Origin of the sequence: Acinetobacter sp. V115_6, assembly GCF_031799025.1 — a bacterium.
Classification (GTDB): Bacteria; Pseudomonadota; Gammaproteobacteria; order Pseudomonadales; family Moraxellaceae; genus Acinetobacter; species Acinetobacter pittii.
This window is the reverse complement of sequence record NZ_JAVQNO010000021.1, coordinates 1,821,680-1,838,630: the sequence shown is the minus strand read 5'-3', so window position 1 is coordinate 1,838,630 and position 16,951 is coordinate 1,821,680. Positions and strand designations below refer to the sequence as shown.

Annotated in this window: 15 protein-coding genes; 7 read left to right on the top strand and 8 right to left on the bottom strand. The window is 40.6% G+C overall.

All coding sequences use genetic code 11. The annotated features are described in order from the left end of the window. Positions 1-7: 7 nt before the first annotated feature. Complete coding sequence (gene adeG / locus RMA94_RS17115) at positions 8-3,187, bottom strand: multidrug efflux RND transporter permease subunit AdeG (RefSeq protein ID WP_311083819.1); 3,180 nt, start codon at positions 3,185-3,187, stop codon at positions 8-10. Positions 3,188-3,193: 6 nt separating this feature from the next. Then, complete coding sequence (gene adeF, locus RMA94_RS17110; RefSeq protein ID WP_311083818.1) at positions 3,194-4,414, bottom strand: multidrug efflux RND transporter periplasmic adaptor subunit AdeF; 1,221 nt, start codon at positions 4,412-4,414, stop codon at positions 3,194-3,196. 200 nt (positions 4,415-4,614) lie between these two features. Between adeF and RMA94_RS17105 the strand changes: the two genes are divergently transcribed. The 5 genes from RMA94_RS17105 (at position 4,615) to RMA94_RS17085 (ending at position 8,881) form a co-directional block, all read left to right on the top strand. Then, on the top strand, positions 4,615-5,643 hold the full coding sequence (locus RMA94_RS17105; RefSeq protein ID WP_130120238.1) for a LysR family transcriptional regulator: 1,029 nt from the start codon (positions 4,615-4,617) through the stop codon (positions 5,641-5,643). 175 nt (positions 5,644-5,818) lie between these two features. Beyond that, positions 5,819-6,604, top strand: coding sequence for an ABC transporter substrate-binding protein (locus RMA94_RS17100; protein WP_086355381.1), 786 nt, complete (start codon positions 5,819-5,821; stop codon positions 6,602-6,604). Positions 6,605-6,695: 91 nt separating this feature from the next. Beyond that, positions 6,696-7,385: an ABC transporter permease gene (locus RMA94_RS17095; protein WP_005068247.1), complete on the top strand. Its 690-nt coding sequence runs from the start codon at positions 6,696-6,698 to the stop codon at positions 7,383-7,385. After that, complete coding sequence (locus RMA94_RS17090) at positions 7,382-8,095, top strand: ABC transporter permease (protein ID WP_068551024.1); 714 nt, start codon at positions 7,382-7,384, stop codon at positions 8,093-8,095. The genes RMA94_RS17095 and RMA94_RS17090 overlap by 4 nt, the downstream gene beginning before the upstream one ends. A 9-nt stretch (positions 8,096-8,104) precedes the next feature. Further along, complete coding sequence (locus RMA94_RS17085; protein WP_002118209.1) at positions 8,105-8,881, top strand: ABC transporter ATP-binding protein; 777 nt, start codon at positions 8,105-8,107, stop codon at positions 8,879-8,881. Positions 8,882-8,956: 75 nt separating this feature from the next. Here RMA94_RS17085 and abeS read toward each other — a convergent pair whose 3' ends face one another. From abeS to RMA94_RS17065, 4 genes are all read right to left on the bottom strand, one after another. Continuing rightward, positions 8,957-9,286, bottom strand: coding sequence for a multidrug efflux SMR transporter AbeS (abeS, locus tag RMA94_RS17080; RefSeq protein WP_002118134.1), 330 nt, complete (start codon positions 9,284-9,286; stop codon positions 8,957-8,959). 237 nt (positions 9,287-9,523) lie between these two features. Then, a complete protein-coding gene (locus tag RMA94_RS17075) occupies positions 9,524-9,787 on the bottom strand; it encodes a YfhL family 4Fe-4S dicluster ferredoxin (protein ID WP_017480762.1) in 264 nt (87 codons plus the stop codon). Between the two features lie 2 nt (positions 9,788-9,789). Continuing rightward, positions 9,790-11,160: a tRNA 5-hydroxyuridine modification protein YegQ gene (gene yegQ / locus RMA94_RS17070; protein ID WP_311083817.1), complete on the bottom strand. Its 1,371-nt coding sequence runs from the start codon at positions 11,158-11,160 to the stop codon at positions 9,790-9,792. 56 nt (positions 11,161-11,216) lie between these two features. Beyond that, entirely contained in the window at positions 11,217-12,683 is a 1,467-nt protein-coding gene (locus RMA94_RS17065) for a PLP-dependent aminotransferase family protein (protein ID WP_311084045.1), read from the bottom strand. 228 nt (positions 12,684-12,911) lie between these two features. Between RMA94_RS17065 and RMA94_RS17060 the strand changes: the two genes are divergently transcribed. Then, on the top strand, positions 12,912-13,781 hold the full coding sequence (locus tag RMA94_RS17060) for a PhzF family phenazine biosynthesis protein (RefSeq protein WP_311083816.1): 870 nt from the start codon (positions 12,912-12,914) through the stop codon (positions 13,779-13,781). A gap of 54 nt (positions 13,782-13,835) precedes the next feature. Here RMA94_RS17060 and RMA94_RS17055 read toward each other — a convergent pair whose 3' ends face one another. Then, the gene (locus RMA94_RS17055; RefSeq protein ID WP_002118187.1) at positions 13,836-14,615 is read right to left on the bottom strand and encodes a ferredoxin--NADP reductase; all 780 of its coding nucleotides are present in this window, start codon (positions 14,613-14,615) and stop codon (positions 13,836-13,838) included. Between the two features lie 101 nt (positions 14,616-14,716). On the opposite strand from RMA94_RS17055, the gene tsaA reads away from it, so the two are divergent. Further along, positions 14,717-15,448 (top strand): tRNA (N6-threonylcarbamoyladenosine(37)-N6)-methyltransferase TrmO, encoded by a 732-nt coding sequence (tsaA, locus tag RMA94_RS17050; RefSeq protein ID WP_311083815.1) that lies wholly within the window; start codon positions 14,717-14,719, stop codon positions 15,446-15,448. A gap of 8 nt (positions 15,449-15,456) precedes the next feature. Here tsaA and RMA94_RS17045 read toward each other — a convergent pair whose 3' ends face one another. After that, positions 15,457-16,728 carry a DUF4010 domain-containing protein gene (locus RMA94_RS17045; RefSeq protein ID WP_017398590.1) on the bottom strand — a complete coding sequence of 424 codons (1,272 nt, stop codon included), beginning with the start codon at positions 16,726-16,728 and terminating at the stop codon, positions 15,457-15,459. Between the last annotated feature and the right edge of the window lie 223 nt (positions 16,729-16,951).

Below are 16,951 nucleotides of genomic sequence, written 5' to 3'. Positions count from 1 at the left end.
GTCCTCCTTAATGATCATGTGGGGTAGATAAAGGTGCTTCATGAACTGCTGCCGAATGCAATTTATGTTTGCTGTTCAATGTGCGAATCAGGACATAAAAGGCAGGGGTCAGGAACAAACCAAACAGTGTTACACCGATCATGCCGAAGAACACTGCAATACCCATCGCATGACGCATTTCAGAGCCTGCACCTGTTGAGGTAACCAGTGGTACGACACCCATAATGAATGCAATAGAAGTCATTAAAATTGGGCGTAAACGTAGACGACTTGCTTCAACAGCTGCTTTAAAGGCAGTTGCACCTTGCATTTCAAGTTCTCGTGCAAACTCAACAATTAAGATGGCATTTTTACAGGCCAGCCCGACCAGTACCATCAGACCAATTTGGGTAAAGATGTTGTTATCTCCACCTGTCAGCCAAACACCTGTCAGAGCCGCCAAGATTCCCATCGGTACAATTAAAATGACTGCTAAAGGCAAAGTCAGACTTTCATATTGAGCAGCTAAAACCAAGAACACGAGTAATACGCTAATTGGGAATACCCAAAGTCCTGCATTACCAGCCAAGATTTTTTGGTAAGTTAAATCTGTCCATTCAAACTTGATACCACGAGGTAGAGTTTGTGCAGCAATACGTTCAACCGCAGCTTCTGCTTGGCTAGATGAATAACCCGGTGCAGGTCCACCGTTAATATCTGCTGAGGTATAGCCGTTATAACGAACGACCATTTCAGGACCATAGGTTTGAGTTACATTTACCAATGAAGATAACGGCACCATTTGTCCCGCACTGTTTCGGGTTTTAAGCTGCAAAATATCTTCAGGGTTAGCACGGAAAGGCGCATCGGCTTGTGCACGAACCTGATAAACACGTCCAAAGCGGTTAAAGTCGTTAACGTACTGAGAACCTAAATAAATTTGCATGGTGTTGAAAACATCTGTCACGGCAACACCTTGTTGCTTGGCTTTCACACGATCCAGATCTACATTGAGTTGAGGTACGTTAATTTGATAACTTGAGAACATTGGACCAAGTTCAGGGGCTGATTGTGCTGCTTTCATAAAGTTTTGTGCAGCATCATTCAAGGCTGAATAGCCTAAGGCACCTCGGTCTTCAAGTTGGAGTTTAAAGCCGCCCATGGTGCCTAAGCCCATCACGGGTGGTGGTGGGAAAACCGCAATATAGGCATCTTGAATAGCTGAATATTTCTGGTTGAGAGCACCAGCAATTGCATTTGCAGATAAGTCTTTAGCCTTACGTTCATCGAATGGCTTTAAGGTCACAAAGACAATACCAGCACTCGAACTGTTGGTAAAACCGTTAATTGAGAGGCCAGGGAAGGCAACAGCACTTTCTACACCAGGCTGTTTAAGTGCGGTGTCACTCATTTTACGGATGACTGCTTCGGTACGATCTAAAGACGCACCGTTTGGTAATTGAGCAAAGCTAATCAAATATTGTTTGTCTTGAGCAGGAACGAAGCCACCCGGAACAATATAAGAAATCCCAACGGTTAAGCCTAACAGTGCTGCATAGACACCCATTGCCGATGCTTTATGAGAGATAACACGACTTACGCCTTTACCATAGTTGTCTGACGCACGTGTAAATACGCGGTTAAATAATGCAAAGAAACGTCCAAATACACGGTTCATAATGCGTGTTAAGGCATCAGGTTTAGCATCATGTCCTTTCAGTAACATGGCTGCCAAAGCAGGAGATAGGGTAAGAGAGTTAAATGCTGAAATAACCGTTGAAATGGCAATGGTCATGGCAAATTGTTTATAAAATTGCCCTGTTAAGCCTGTCATAAAGGCAAGGGGAACGAACACGGCAACCAGCGTTAAAGCAATGGCAATAATCGGTCCACTCACTTCTCGCATCGCGCGATAAGTTGCATCTCTTGGGCTTAAGCCTGCTTCAATATTCCTCTCGACGTTTTCGACGACGACAATCGCGTCATCGACCACAATGCCGATGGCAAGTACCATCCCGAACAGTGAAAGCGCATTGATCGAGTAACCAAAAGCAAGCATGAGCGAGAATGTACCAATAATTGAAACTGGTACAGCAAGCAATGGAATGATTGAGGCACGCCATGTTTGTAAGAATAAAATAACAACCACAACAACCAATGCAATCGCTTCAAGCAAGGTATGAACAACCGCTTTAATACTGGCACGTACGAACTGGGTTGGATCGTAAACGATGTCGTATTTAATTGAAGATGGAAAATCTTTTGAAAGCTCCTTCATCGTGCTACGCACTTGATCAGAAACTTGCAAAGCATTCGCACCCGGTGCTTGGAAAATTGGAATTGCGACTGCTTGTTTATTATCGAGTAATGAACGCAAGCCATATTGTGAAGCTGCAAGTTCAACACGTGCAACATCACCCAATCGGGTAACCGCGCCATCTGGTGCAGTTTTTAAAATGATATCTGCGAATTCTTGCTCAGTCGTTAAACGGCCTTGAGCATTGACTGAAAGCTGTAAAGGTGAATTACTTGGTGATGCACCGATTGTACCCGCTGCAACCTGAATATTTTGTTCACGGATTGCATTCACAATTTCAGTCGCGGTGAGGTTACGCTGTGCTACTTTTTGCGGGTCGAGCCATACGCGCATCGCGTAGTCACCAGAACCAAATAATCCGACTTCACCAACTCCTTGTAAACGCGCTAAACGGTCTTTCACGTTGAGTACCGCATAGTTACGTAAGTAGGTCATGTCATAGCGACTATCTGGTGAGGTCAGATGCACTACCATGGTTAAAGTTGGTGAGCTTTTTAAAGTAGTGACACCTAAACGCTGTACGTCTTCCGGTAAACGAGGCATAGCCTGAGACACACGGTTTTGAACCAGTTGTTGCGCTTTGTCTGGGTCGATACCGAGCTTAAAGTTCACCGTAATGGTTAAGTTACCGTCGCTGTTTGCTTGAGATTGCATATACAGCATGTCTTCGACGCCGTTGATTGATTCTTCAAGCGGAGAGGCAACGGTTTCAGCAATCACTTTAGGGTTTGCACCCGGATATTGAGCACGTACCACCACAGATGGCGGAACAACTTCAGGATATTCAGAAATCGGTAATTGGAATACCGAAAGCAGACCGGCGAGTAAAATCAGTACTGATAAAACACCAGCAAAGATCGGCCGATCAATAAAAAATTTAGAAATATTCATATGTGATTAACCTTTTGCCGGAGTTGATGTTTTATCTGTTGGCTGAGGTTGAGGAGTAGTACTGCTAGCAGTGATTTGCGCATTTGGCATCGGAACGAGGTGTGGCGTAACAGGGTCACCCGGACGAATTCGCTGTAAACCGTTCACCACAATACGATCACCCGCTTGTAATCCGCTATTCACGATTTGCAAGCCATCTTGTTGTGCACCGAGTTTTACTTCACGGTAAGCTGTCTGATTTTTAGCATCAACTACTACGACAAAGCGTTTATCTTGATCGACCCCAACTGCGGTTGGGCTAATCAGAATTGCTGAACGAGGTTGACCACCGCCTAAACGGATTCGTGCATATAAGCCCGGTAATAAAACACCGTTTGGGTTGTCAAAAGTCGCGCGAACCCGAATCGTACCCGAGGTTGCATCTAGGTTATTGTCAATTGAGTTGATGGTCCCTTCGCGAGAGAAACCAGTTTCATTGGCAAGTCCCATATAAACAGGAACTTGTGCTGAGTTGCGCTGATTACTGATATATTTCAGATAAGTTTGTTCATCAACATCGAAAGATGCATAGAGGCGAGAGACAGATACTAAACTTGTTAAGACTTGTGCACCGTTACCTGCTGAGACTACATTGCCGACTGTTACTTCGGCACGGGAAATTCGACCACTAACTGGTGCTGTAATACGGGTGTACTCAAGATTTAAACGGGCAGATTGAACGGCTGCTCTAGCGGCTTGTAGGTTGGCACTGGCTGAACGTGCATCATTTTGAGCTAAATCCAGTTCTTGACGTGAGACAGCATTACTTTGAATTAAACGTTGAATACGAGAAAGATTAGAAGCCGTATAAGTGACCTGTGCTTCAGCTGAAGCGAGTTGAGCTTGGGCACGATTCAGTTCTGCCTCGAAAGGCCGTGGATCAATTGTAAAAAGTAAATCGCCTTTTTTTACGAGACTGCCATCTTTGAAGTGAACGGCAATAAGTTTGCCGGAAACTTGGGGGCGAATATCGACTTGATCAATTGCTTCTAAGCGACCGGAATATTCTTGCCAGTCTGTAATGATTTTGCTGATGACATTAGAAATATCAACAGTTGCAGCTTGTTGGGCAGAGGTCGGTGCAGCTTTTGCATCGGCATTTTCATGTAAAAACATAAAACTGCCTCCTGTTGCTAAGAGGGCAACAAAGATGGCAGACAGTGCGAACTGTTTGCGGGAAAATGACATGAGGTGCTCCTAGTTATTTGGATACCTGTTTTCAGACTTTTAGTTTTGGTCCGTATGGGAGAAACAGGGTTTATGGGATGGACGGAGCATAAAAGTTTGTCAATCACGAATAAATATATTAAATTCGATAACACTATTCGTATTTTTATAACAATTGGTGCATTTGATTAAAAAATGCATTGATTGATAGGAGTGTGCGTGTGGATCTATTTCATGCCATGAAAGTATTTAACAAAGTTGTCGAAACAAATAGTTTCAGTTTAGCGGCTGACAGTTTAGGCCTACCGCGTGCTTCAGTGACTACAACCATTCAGGCTTTAGAGAAACATTTACAGGTTCGATTGCTTAATCGAACAACCCGCAAACTTAGTTTGACACCGGATGGTGCGGTTTATTATGAGCGTACTTCGCGAATTTTAGCTGATGTCGAAGACGTAGAATCAACTTTTCATGATTCGGAGCGCGGACCACGAGGACGACTGCGTATTGATGTTAAAGCTTCAATCGGGCGGCTGATTCTAATTCCGATGCTTTGTGATTTTCATTCCAAGTATCCTGATATTGATTTGGTGATTGGAATGAGTGATCGCCCGGTCGATTTAGTTCAAGATGCGGTGGACTGTGTCATTCGTATTGGTCAACTGAAAGATTCAAGTTTAGTTGCGCGTCGTATCGGAACAATTCAGTGTGTGACGGTTGCTGCACCACGTTATTTGATAGAACATGGCGAGCCCAAAACCATTGAGGATCTACAAAAACATCAGGTCGTGCATTACTTTAACAGCCGTACAGGACGCAATATCGACTGGGATTTCATGGTGAACGGTGAGATTCATAGCGTTGGTGTGAAAGGGCGTGTTTCTGTCAACGATGGTGATTCATATATTGATTTGGCAGTGCAAGGTTTTGGCTTAATTCAATGTCCATATTACATGGTAGCAAAACATTTGGAATCTGGTGCACTTAGGGAAGTATTGACTGAATGGTTACCTGCACCTATGCCAATATCAGTCGTTTATCTACAAAATCGTCATTTATCGCCTAAAGTTCGAGTCTTCGTGGATTGGGTCGCTGAATTATTTGCAGGTTGTCCATTGTTGAGTGGTTGTTCAATGTCATTGGATCAAAAATGTGAATTTGCCAGTGCTAAAGAACATAATCATGAATACACCATTCGGACATTGGTCGAAAATGAAAATATGGCGGAAGCTTATACACTCAAAAACTAGCTTAAAATTTGAGTGATTTTTCAACATTTAAACAGTTAATAGAGTCCATTGTTTAGACATCTTCATAAATCCTTAATTTACTGGTATAGAAATTGCAATTATTTCGGCAGAAGAGTAATTTAGAAATTGCTCAAGTTTTTATCACCTTATTAGGATTTTAAGGAGAAGCTTCAAGATGGCAAGCTTTATGAAAAAAATGTTCGTTTCAACAACCTTAGTTTTGGCTGCTGTTGCAACGAATGTTCAAGCAAAGGATTGGAAGGTGATTCGTTTTGGTACTGAGTCGTCTTATGCGCCGTTTGAATATAAAACACCAGATGGCAAGTTAACTGGTTTTGATGTGGATTTAGGTAATGCAATTTGTGCAAAGCTCAAAGCCAAATGTGTTTGGGTTGAAAACTCTTTTGATGGGATGATTCCAGCACTTAAAGCGAAAAAATTTGATGGCATTCTTTCATCAATGACCGTTACTGATGAGCGTGCAAAACAAATTGCATTTAGTAGCAAAATCTACAATACACCAACCCGTATGGTTGCAAAAAAAGGCTCACCTTTATTGCCTACCGCTGCCTCTTTGAAAGGTAAACGTGTCGGTGTACAACAGGGCACAATTCAAGAAACTTATGCTAAAACCTATTGGGCGCCAAAAGGTGTAACGGTTGTACCTTATCCAGTCCAAGATTTGATTTATCAAGACATGATGTCAGGTCGTCTGGATGCGACTTTACAAGATGCAATTATGGTTGACGGTGCTTTCTTAAAACAAGCAAAAGGCAAAAACTTCAGTTTTGCTGGTGGCAATGTGGTTGATGCAAAAACACTAGGTGTAGGTGCAGCTATTGGTTTACGCAAAGAAGATGCGGATTTAAAAGCCAATATTAATAAAGCACTCGCTGAAATCATTGCAGATGGTACATACAAAAAACTCGAGAAAAAATATTTCTCCTTTAGCATTTACTAATGATGTGAAAAATGTCGGCTTAGTGCCGACATTTTTAAATCTATTCTCATCTCATCAATATTAGATATTGTTTTTAAGGAGAAGATGAGTCATGTTTTTTTCTGGCTTTGGGCCACTCCTGCTCAGCGGGACATGGATGACCATACAGCTTGCGTTGTTGTCACTTTTACTTTCTGTGATTATTGGCTTAATTGGTGCGAGCTCAAAACTCTCAAGTATTAAAATTTTACGTTATATAGCAACAGCTTACACTACGCTCATTCGAAGTGTGCCTGATTTGGTCATTATGCTGCTGTTATTTTATAGCTTGCAGTTGGGGCTTAACCAAATTACTGAAGCACTGCAAATGGACCAAATTGATATCAACCCATTTGTGGCGGGTGTGATTACTTTAGCGTTCATTTATGGTGCATATTTTACCGAGACCTTTCGTGGTGCATTTCAATCGGTTCCAAAAGGCCAAATTGAAGCAGCAATGGCCTATGGTATGTCGCCTTGGCAGGTTTTTCACCGAGTGTTATTCCCTCAAATGATGCGTTTTGCGCTGCCTGGTATTGGTAATAACTGGCAAGTTTTAATTAAGGCGACAGCACTAGTTTCTATTATTGGCCTGACTGACATTGTAAAAATTACGCAAGATGCGGGTAGAAGTACCATGCAACTGTTCTTTTTCAGCATCGTAGCTGCTGCCATTTATTTAGCAATTACCACCGTGTCGAATCTGATTTTAATGTGGCTTGAACGTCGTTATTCTGCTGGTGTAAGGAAGGGACAATTATGATTGAAATCCTTCAACAATATTGGCAGGCATACCTTTGGACCGATGGTTTGCAAATGACCGGTGTCGCGATGACTGCTTGGTTATTGGTGCTTTCTATTGGTATTGGATTTGTGCTTGCTGTGCCTTTATCACTTGCACGAGTATCAGAAAATCTTTGGTTGCGTGGCCCAGTTTGGTTATATACCTATGTTTTTCGTGGCACTCCACTTTACATTCAATTGCTGATTATTTACTCAGGTATTTACAGCTTTGATTATATCCATGAACACCAGACTCTTGATGCTTTTTTTCGAGAGGGCATAAATTGCACCATTTTGGCATTCGCGCTCAATACTGGTGCATATACAACTGAAATCTTCGCTGGGGCGATTCGTTCTATTCCCCATGGCGAGATTGAAGCTGCACAAGCTTTCGGTATGTCAAAATGGAAACTGTACACTCGCATTATCATTCCATCGATGTTACGCCGTGCTTTACCGTTTTACGGCAATGAAGTCATTTTAATGTTGCACGCGACAACCATTGCATTTACAGCAACAGTTCCTGACATTTTAAAAATTGCGCGTGATGTGAATGCGGCAACCTATGACACTTTCAATGCTTTTGGAATTGCCGCGGTGTTGTATGCAATGCTGGCATTTATTTTGATTGGGATATTTCGTAAGTTGGAAAAACGTTGGTTGGCATTTTTAAAGCCATCGAATCATTAGGAGACATAAATGGAACAAGTTGCAAAACTAGTGATTCGCGATTTACATAAGAAATTCGGCGATCATGAAGTGCTTAAAGGGATATCACTTGATGCAAATGCCGGTGATGTAATTAGTATCATTGGTTCATCTGGTTCAGGTAAAAGTACCTTACTGCGTTGCATTAACTTTTTAGAACAACCGAGCAATGGCACGATTAAGCTTAATGGTGAAAAACTACGCACAGTCTTTGATAAGAAAGGCAATTTAAAAGTAGTTGAACCAAAGCAACTACAAAAAATGCGTACGCAGCTCATGATGGTATTTCAGCATTTTAATTTGTGGTCACACATGACAGTGCTAGAAAATGTCATTGAAGGGCCGATTCACGTACTTGGGGTAAAACGTGCTGAAGCAGAAGAGCGCGCACGGAAATATCTACGCAAAGTTGGATTACCTGAAAGTGTTGAAAGTAAATATCCGGCATTTTTATCTGGTGGTCAGCAGCAACGTGTAGCGATTGCTCGTGCTTTGGCTATGGAACCAGAAGTTATGTTGTTTGACGAACCCACCAGCGCGCTTGATCCAGAGCTGGTGGGTGAAGTACTAAAAGTAATGCAGGGCTTGGCTGAAGAAGGACGTACTATGATTGTGGTGACACATGAAATGGGCTTCGCGCGTCATGTATCTAATCAAGTGATTTTTTTGCATCAAGGAAAAATTGAGGAGCAGGGCCATCCTAATGAAGTACTCAATAACCCGAAAAGTGAGCGTTTAAAGCAATTTTTGACGGGCAGTTTGAAATAAGCTATTCATACCGAGTAAGGTGAAATTTTTTAAACAAGGATTTGCATCTTACTCGGTTGCTTTTTAATTATATTTTTATAAATGGGTATTTTTAGAAAACACATTAATAATGATAATACCTGCAATCATTAAAGTAAGACCAATACAGGCCGCCAAGTCTAAATGCTGTTTGTAAAATATCCAGCCAATTGCAGAAATTAAAATAATACCCGCACCCGACCAAATGGCATATGCAATCCCGATCGGAATTGTTTTTAGCGTCAGGGATAATAAATAAAAAGCAATTGCATAGCCCACAACAGTAACGATGGACGGAATGGGAACAGTAAAACCTTGAGATGCTTTTAAGGCTGAAGTTGCAACGACTTCACAAGCAATCGCAATTGCTAAATAAAGATAAGACATGGGGAGCTACGCCAGAAAGAGTTTTAATCAATCTATATGAAATGTTGAAATGGTTAGACCAGTTTTAACGATTGTGCAATTTTTTGGGTACAAAAATACCAGTAAAACAAACTGAACTGATCATTTGATTTTATCATTAGCAAAGTGGCTTAAGCTATTTATTCATTTATTTAATCATTGAGCTGCATAGTCATAAAAAGAGGATCAGCAACTTTAGCCTGATCCTCGATAGTCTTTTTAAGAAATAGATTCGCCGAGTATATTTAAATCCTTAAATTTCTCTAGCAGTTGCTCTTTATTTTCAATATGTGCAGGGTCTGGTTTTATGCAATCGATTGGACAAACCGCCTTACATGTGGGGGCATCATAAAAGCCTACACATTCTGTACAACGAAGTGGATCAATTTCATAAACTTTGTTGCCTTCAAAAATAGCTGTATTGGGGCATTCCGGTAAGCACATATCACAATTGATGCAGTCACTTGTAATCAAAAGCGCCATATTTAACTCGCTGAATAAGCTAACGTAGAGGCAGTAATGTTTTCCTTGGCATGAGGCAAATTGCGTACGAGTAGGGCATAACTGATATCAACATTTTGTGAGAGTGGAATTTCAACAAAATACCCCGAGCCCTTAGCATCTGTAATTGGGTTACCTTTTAAATCACGCATTTCGGCTAAGGTAAAGGTGATATTGCCTTGAGGCGTCATGAGTTCAAGTGAGTCGCCAACCATAAAACGGTTTTTCACCTCAATGCGAATATAATCACCGTGACGTTCTAATACTTCGCCGCAAAATTGTTGGTAGTCAAAATGTGATGAACCATCAGCATAGTTTTGATATTCACTATGCACATGCCGTCTTAAAAAACCTTCGGTGTAACCACGGTTTGCCAATCCTTCAAGTTGGGTCATTAAGCTTGAGTCAAATGGTTTACCTGCTAATGCATCATCAATAGCTTTTCGATAAATTTGGGCGGTACGGGCACAGTAAAAATAGGATTTAGTACGGCCTTCAATTTTCAGTGAGGCAATCCCCATTTTGGTTAAACGATCTACATGTTGTACCGCACGTAAATCTTTAGAGTTCATAAAATAGGTGCCGTGTTCATCTTCTTCAGCCGCAAACATTTCTTCATCATTGCGTTGTACCAACAGCGTTTGAGCCGAGGTTGTTTCTGATTGTGCTGATGAGCAGCAAGACTTTTCTGACTCATTGAGCTGAGTAACTGGAATCACATCACCGTTTGCATCTTCTTGGGTTTCATGCAACTTATAGTCCCAACGGCAAGCATTGGTACAAGCACCTTGGTTGGCATCACGTTTATTCATATATCCAGAAAGTAAGCAGCGGCCTGAGTAGGCCATGCATAGAGCACCATGTACAAAAACTTCAAGTTCAATATCGGGTACGTGTTGCTGGATTTCTTCTATTTCTTCTAAAGATAACTCACGCGATAAAATCACACGGCTTAGACCGTAGTCTTTCCAAAACTTAACAGTGGCCCAATTAATAGCGTTGGCTTGAACCGATAGATGAATTTGCATTTCTGGAAAATGCTCACGCACCATCATGATTAAGCCCGGATCAGACATAATGAGTGCATCTGGTTGCATCGCTACAATTGGTTCAAGATCACGAATAAAGTTTTTTAATTTGCTGTTATGCGGTTGAATGTTCACCACAACATAAAACTTTTTGCCCAAAGCGTGGGCTTCATCAATTCCGATTTTTAGGTTGTCATGATCAAAAGCATTATTACGCACACGTAAACTGTAACGTGGTTGGCCTGCATATACGGCATCTGCACCATAGGCAAAAGCATAGCGCATGTTTTTAAGTGAACCTGCGGGAGAGAGAAGCTCAGTTTTCATAAAATAAAAGGCATAAAAAATATATGGTTTTATTTTATTAACTCCGGATTTGGGATTCAACCTACTGAATCAGTAGGGATTTGATCATTATCCTTTTGTACGGACAGCATCTTTTTTGCTAGCTCTCCTAAGCGCATCAAAGCATTTAACATTTTGGGATTTAACTCAAAACAAGCTGCAATACGTAAACAATGACTAAAACGTTTATCAGCCGAGCACAAAATTCCCGGCATACATAAGATTTTTTCATCCATGGCCTGATGAAACAGTTCTAGAGTATCAATTGATTCGGGTAGCTCTAACCATAAAATAAATCCCGCTTGTGGACGACTGACTCGAGTACCGACTGGAAAATAACGGCAAATATAAGATTTGATGGTGTCAATTTGTTGTTGATAGCGTTTTTTGAGTTGACGTAAATGTAGATCATATCCGCCATTTTCTAAGAAAAGGCCTAACGTTTCTGTGAGTAAAGCTGGCTCGGCAACAGTGGTTGTAAATTTAAGCTGCTGCACAATATTACGAAAGCGCCCAGCTTCTAGCCAACCAATCCGATAATCAGGTGCTACAGTTTTAGTATAGCTACCACATACCAAAACCCATCCGTTTTGGTCAAACGCTTTAATGTTGGGCAAGAGGGGCTCGGTGAGTTGCAATTCGGCATACATCGCATCTTCAATAACAGGAACCTGAAACTGATTAGCTAACTCTGCCAAGCGACGGCGGCTGCTCTTAGGCATGCTAAAACCGAGAGGATTGTGTCCTGTCGGAATGGTTAAAATGGCTTGTACACTTTGAGATTTTAAGAGTTCTTCAAGTGCATCAAGGCACATACCTGTATGTGGCGAGGTCGGTACTTCCACAATTTTTCGACCTAAATTATGAAGGAGTGGGTACAGGTTGTGGAATGTAGGAATCTCAAGCGCTACACTGTCGCCCGCTTGAGTTGTTGCCATAATCGCGAGACTTAAAGCCTCCATCGTGCCATGAGTGAGCACAATATCATCTGCTGAAAGAAACATACCTAGCTGTAAGCTTCGCCTAGCAATTTGAGTACGTAAACGTATAGAACCGGGCGGCAAGGTATAGCTTTTAAAAATATCTGATTGAGAGCGCAACACCTGAGCAGTTAAGCGTTTTAAGCGTTCAATTGGATAGAAATTTTCCCCAGAAGGGCAAGCTAGGGCCAAATTGACATAGTCAGGGTCCATCTGCTTTTTAACAATTTGTGCTAGAAAACAGCTAATTCCTGAAAGAGATACTTTTTCTTCACTGACATAACGCTCTTCGAGTTCTAATAAGTTTGAAGGCGCATGACAAACATAGTAGCCAGACTGTGGGCGAACTGAAATTAAACCTTGATCTTCAAGCTGGCGATAAGCTTCTTTTGCGGTATTAATACTGACCTGATAATGCTGGGCACAATCTCGAATTGATGGCAACCGAGAACCAATAGGCTGCCTGCCATTTTGAATTTGCAGGGTGAGGTCATCACTCACTTTTTTATATTTGTACATGTCAATTCATTAAAAAGCCAAAGCAATGGATACACTTTATAGCGATCTCTGATTTATCTCAAATATTGTTATGCATTTAGATTAATCCATTTAATAGGGATATAGTTTTAATAACTGTGTCTATTATTTTTCATATTAACTGATACTGTGACCATTAAAAATAAATCAGTAAGATCAATAAATGGTGAGGATTTAAAGCCATATTTTTAATATTAAAATTAGTAGGAGAGGTCTATGTCTGTTGTTGCATTTAAACAAGTTGATGTTTTTACTTCACAAGCATTTAAAGGAAATCCTGTTGCGGTCATTATGGACGCCAGCACCTTAACGTCTGAGCAGATGCAAGCCATTGCGAACTGGACCAATCTTTCTGAAACCACATTTGTAATCCCTGCGACCGATTCACAAGCTGACTATCAGGTTCGAATCTTTACTCCGCAAAATGAATTGCCATTTGCAGGCCATCCTACAATTGGTACTGCCTATGCTTTGCTTGAGGCGGGTCTAATTAAAGCGAAAGAAGGTAAGCTGGTACAGCAGTGCGGTGCTGGTTTGGTAACGCTTACCGTAAGTGACTCAGGGCATATTTCATTTGAACTACCTAAGCCTAAAATTACACCATTAGATGCAATGCACACTGAGAAATTAGCAGAAATTTTAAAATGTAAAATTAATACTCAATGGAATGCCACATTGGTTGATGTAGGCGCACGTTGGATTGTATTACAAGCTGTTAATGCTGAGGCTGTTCTAGATAGCCAACCAGACTTTGCCGCTTTAAAAGAACATGATTTAGAAATGAAAGTTACGGGTGCGACAGTTTTTGGTTTTCATGAAAATAATGATGAACAAAAACACATAGAAGTTCGTTCATTTGCCCCTTCATGTGGAATAAATGAAGATCCTGTTTGTGGTAGTGGTAATGGTAGCGTAGCTTCATTTATTCGTTATTATGGGATCCTTCCTGCTCAAAATGATGTCGTACTTTCTTCACAAGGTGGGGCGGTAGGTCGAGACGGACAGCTTCAACTTGAATTGTATCAAGATAAAATTTTGGTGGGTGGAACCGCTGTCACCTGTATCGATGGCACAATTAAGTTGTGAAAACAGACATAAAAAACCGAGGACTTTGCCTCGGTTTTTTTATGTCTAGAAAAATTATTTTTCTACGAACGCACGTTCAATTACGTAGTCGCCCATTTCACCCATACGAGGTGATTCAACTAAACCGTGTTGGTCAAGTAATGCAGCCACATCTTTTAAGAATGCAGGGCTACCGCAAAGCATTGCACGGTCAGTTTCTCGGTTGAAGCGTGGTAAACCGATTTTTTCAAATAAAGCGCCAGTTTCAATTGCAGTTGTTACACGGCCTTGAGTGTGGAAAGGTTCACGAGTAACAGTTGGGTAGTAAACAAGCTTGTCTTTAATACCTAACTCTTCAAAGAATTCGTGGTTTGGTAATTCGTTCAAGATAAGGTCTTGATAAGCTAATTCAGAAATATAGCGTGTACCATGAACAACGATAACTTTTTCAAAGCGTTCGTAAGTTTCTGGATCACGAATAATTGATAAGAATGGAGCAAGGCCAGTACCAGAAGATAAAAGGTATAAGTTTTTACCTGGTAAAAGGTCATCATGAACCAAAGTACCTGTTGGTTTTTTAGAAACTAAGATTTCATCACCAACTTGTACTTTTTGCAAAATCGAAGTTAAAGGACCGTCTTGTACTTTAATTGAGAAGAATTCTAACTCTTCTTCGTAGTTTGCACTTGCAATCGAATACGCACGCATTAACGGTTTGCCATTCACTTCAAGTCCGATCATTACGAACTGACCATTTTTAAAACGTAAGCTGGTATCGCGTGTAGTTTTAAAACTGAAAAGAGTGTCATTCCAGTGGTGAACATGAGTAATGCGTTCAACGTTAAAAGCAGCCATTAAAGGTCTCGATCACGATTAAAAGAAAACAGATTGCTATTCTAATCTAATTTCATTCCCGATAAACTGAATATATTTAATTGTGTTTATAAGAAAAAGTGATGATCAATTCTGTCACCTTCCCTATCATTGGCCACATGTGCTCTCCCTATCGTGAAAAATTCGGTATTCCACGCCAGCCTAATTTGGTCAATATCGAGTCTTATATTGACATGGTAGAACCATATAACGACTTGTTAGCATTTGAGGGAATTGAGCAATTTAGTCATCTCTGGTTAGTTTGGCAGTTTCATGACAATAAAAATCAAGGCAGTGCAGATAAGTTCCGTCCACAGGTTCGTCCGCCACGTTTAGGTGGTAATGAAAAAATTGGAGTATTTGCTACACGAAGTATGTATAGACCTTCTCCAATCGGGCTTTCAGTCGTAAAACTTAATAAAGTGGAAAAGGTGGGCAAGTCTGTGCGTGTCTATGTCACTGGAAGTGATTTATTAAATGGCACCCCAATTTTAGATATCAAACCCTATATTCAATATTCTGATGCAATTGAGGAGGCTCAAAGTGGTTATGCGCATGCAGAACCAGAACGAAAGGCAGTCATGTGGACTGAAGCTGCATTAACAGCGCAAAAATATTTTCTGCAAAATAAAGAAATAGATTCGCAATACATTGATGAGCTTGAGCAAGTATTAGCTTTAGATCCTCGGCCTGCCTATCAAGAAGATGCTGAAAGAATCTATAAAATGAAATTTTCAGACTTTGATATTCATTTTAAGGTCAATCAAGTTGTAATTACCGTCATCGATGTGGTGAAGACTTCTTCGCTTACATAATAGATATTTTAAAACCAATGGATGTTGAGCCAAAGTAAAGTAATAAAAATAGCCATATGAATGAGCTGGGCGGGAACGAAAGCAAGGGCATAGCGTAGTCCGCCCGAAATTGCAGAGTTCACACTTTTAGCAAGAGCGTGAACTGCAAAACCTCCTAAAAAGGCAATTAATAAAGGTGTCATATGTGCGCTATCAGGTTCACCTTGCACAATGACCGCCGCTATAGCTGCATGTATTTCAAATAAAGAAGCAAGTAAGGTCCCCGCGATTAATCCCGCATCGCCTAAAGATAGACTTAAACCATAAACACCTGCCTGAATAAGGGTAAGTGTACCCGCAATAATAATGGCTTCTTTTAAGCTGAACATTCTTGAGTCCAGCTCGGGTGAAGCTGTACTAGGCTCGGCTTTACGTAATAAAATAAAGGCCCATACTGCTAAAACTACTAATGCAATAAGTGTAGGAAATATAATCAGCTTGAACCAAGCAAAGCTAATACCGATCACAATAATTAAGGTTTGAATCAGTGTTGAAACGCAAGACATCAATGCAGCACCTGCATTTGTTGTTGCGTTGGCTTTGCCAGAGCGTACTTCTAAACCTAAACTGGCAATAGTTGCTGTACTAGAAACAAATCCAGAAGCTAAAGAAGAAAGCAATAAAGCATTTTTAGATGACAAAAGTCGCTTTGCTATATGGGCAAGGGCTTGAACAAATAAGATTAAAGTCAGTAATTTTAAAATCACATGTGGATTTAAAACTGGACCCCAAAAAGGTTTATTTGGAACTAAAGGCAAAGCAATTAACAGTAAGGCAAGTAGAAAAATACCATCACGTAATTCTGATTCAGTAATCCATTGACTGGCAATGCCATGCATAGACTGCTTAGCTATTAAGATAGTTGTCATGATCACAGCTAGGCCGGCAGCGAGCGAAATATTCCAAATGCAAAGTGCCCCGATGAAGTAAGTCATAATAAAGGCGAGTTCGGTGGTCACGCCCGGGTCATTGGGTTGATTTTTGAGCGAAACAATACTAATAGCACCAATGAGTAAGGCACCCACAATTCCAATTTCAATGCCAAATAAAAAACAGACCGCTCCTAATAATGCACTAATGGCAAAAGATCGAAATCCCGCAAAGGTTTTATATTCATGTTTAAGCTTACTTCGTTCTCGTTCTAAACCAATTAATAAGCCACAACCAAGCGCCGCAGCAATGACTGTAATGAATTCTTCAAATGATGCTGTTTGTAATGACATTGTCATTGGAAGTTCCATGTTACTTCCTCTTTGCTTATTGTTATATGTAGATTTGAATCATTTTAAAATCATGTATTCATGTTTAGTTTATGCTTTTTATTATAGTGAGCATAGTGTCTTTTTTAGACAAAACTAGGTAGAAAATATTTCTATAAATATGACCTGTGACACAAAAAAATATTAAGATGAGAATTGGTTTAATTAACTGATGTTAAAGGATATTTAAATGTGAAAAATCTCT

What these genes read in the sequence shown, in the direction of transcription:
- adeG (WP_311083819.1), bottom strand. Translation starts at nt 3,187, where the DNA reads ATGAATATTTCTAAATTTTTTATTGATCGGCCGATCTTTGCTGGTGTT.
- adeF (WP_311083818.1), bottom strand. Translation starts at nt 4,414, where the DNA reads ATGTCATTTTCCCGCAAACAGTTCGCACTGTCTGCCATCTTTGTTGCC.
- RMA94_RS17100 (WP_086355381.1), top strand. Translation starts at nt 5,819, where the DNA reads ATGGCAAGCTTTATGAAAAAAATGTTCGTTTCAACAACCTTAGTTTTG.
- RMA94_RS17095 (WP_005068247.1), top strand. Translation starts at nt 6,696, where the DNA reads ATGTTTTTTTCTGGCTTTGGGCCACTCCTGCTCAGCGGGACATGGATG.
- RMA94_RS17090 (WP_068551024.1), top strand. Translation starts at nt 7,382, where the DNA reads ATGATTGAAATCCTTCAACAATATTGGCAGGCATACCTTTGGACCGAT.
- RMA94_RS17085 (WP_002118209.1), top strand. Translation starts at nt 8,105, where the DNA reads ATGGAACAAGTTGCAAAACTAGTGATTCGCGATTTACATAAGAAATTC.
- abeS (WP_002118134.1), bottom strand. Translation starts at nt 9,286, where the DNA reads ATGTCTTATCTTTATTTAGCAATTGCGATTGCTTGTGAAGTCGTTGCA.
- RMA94_RS17075 (WP_017480762.1), bottom strand. Translation starts at nt 9,787, where the DNA reads ATGGCGCTTTTGATTACAAGTGACTGCATCAATTGTGATATGTGCTTA.
- yegQ (WP_311083817.1), bottom strand. Translation starts at nt 11,160, where the DNA reads ATGAAAACTGAGCTTCTCTCTCCCGCAGGTTCACTTAAAAACATGCGC.
- RMA94_RS17060 (WP_311083816.1), top strand. Translation starts at nt 12,912, where the DNA reads ATGTCTGTTGTTGCATTTAAACAAGTTGATGTTTTTACTTCACAAGCA.
- RMA94_RS17055 (WP_002118187.1), bottom strand. Translation starts at nt 14,615, where the DNA reads ATGGCTGCTTTTAACGTTGAACGCATTACTCATGTTCACCACTGGAAT.
- tsaA (WP_311083815.1), top strand. Translation starts at nt 14,717, where the DNA reads ATGATCAATTCTGTCACCTTCCCTATCATTGGCCACATGTGCTCTCCC.
- RMA94_RS17045 (WP_017398590.1), bottom strand. Translation starts at nt 16,728, where the DNA reads ATGGAACTTCCAATGACAATGTCATTACAAACAGCATCATTTGAAGAA.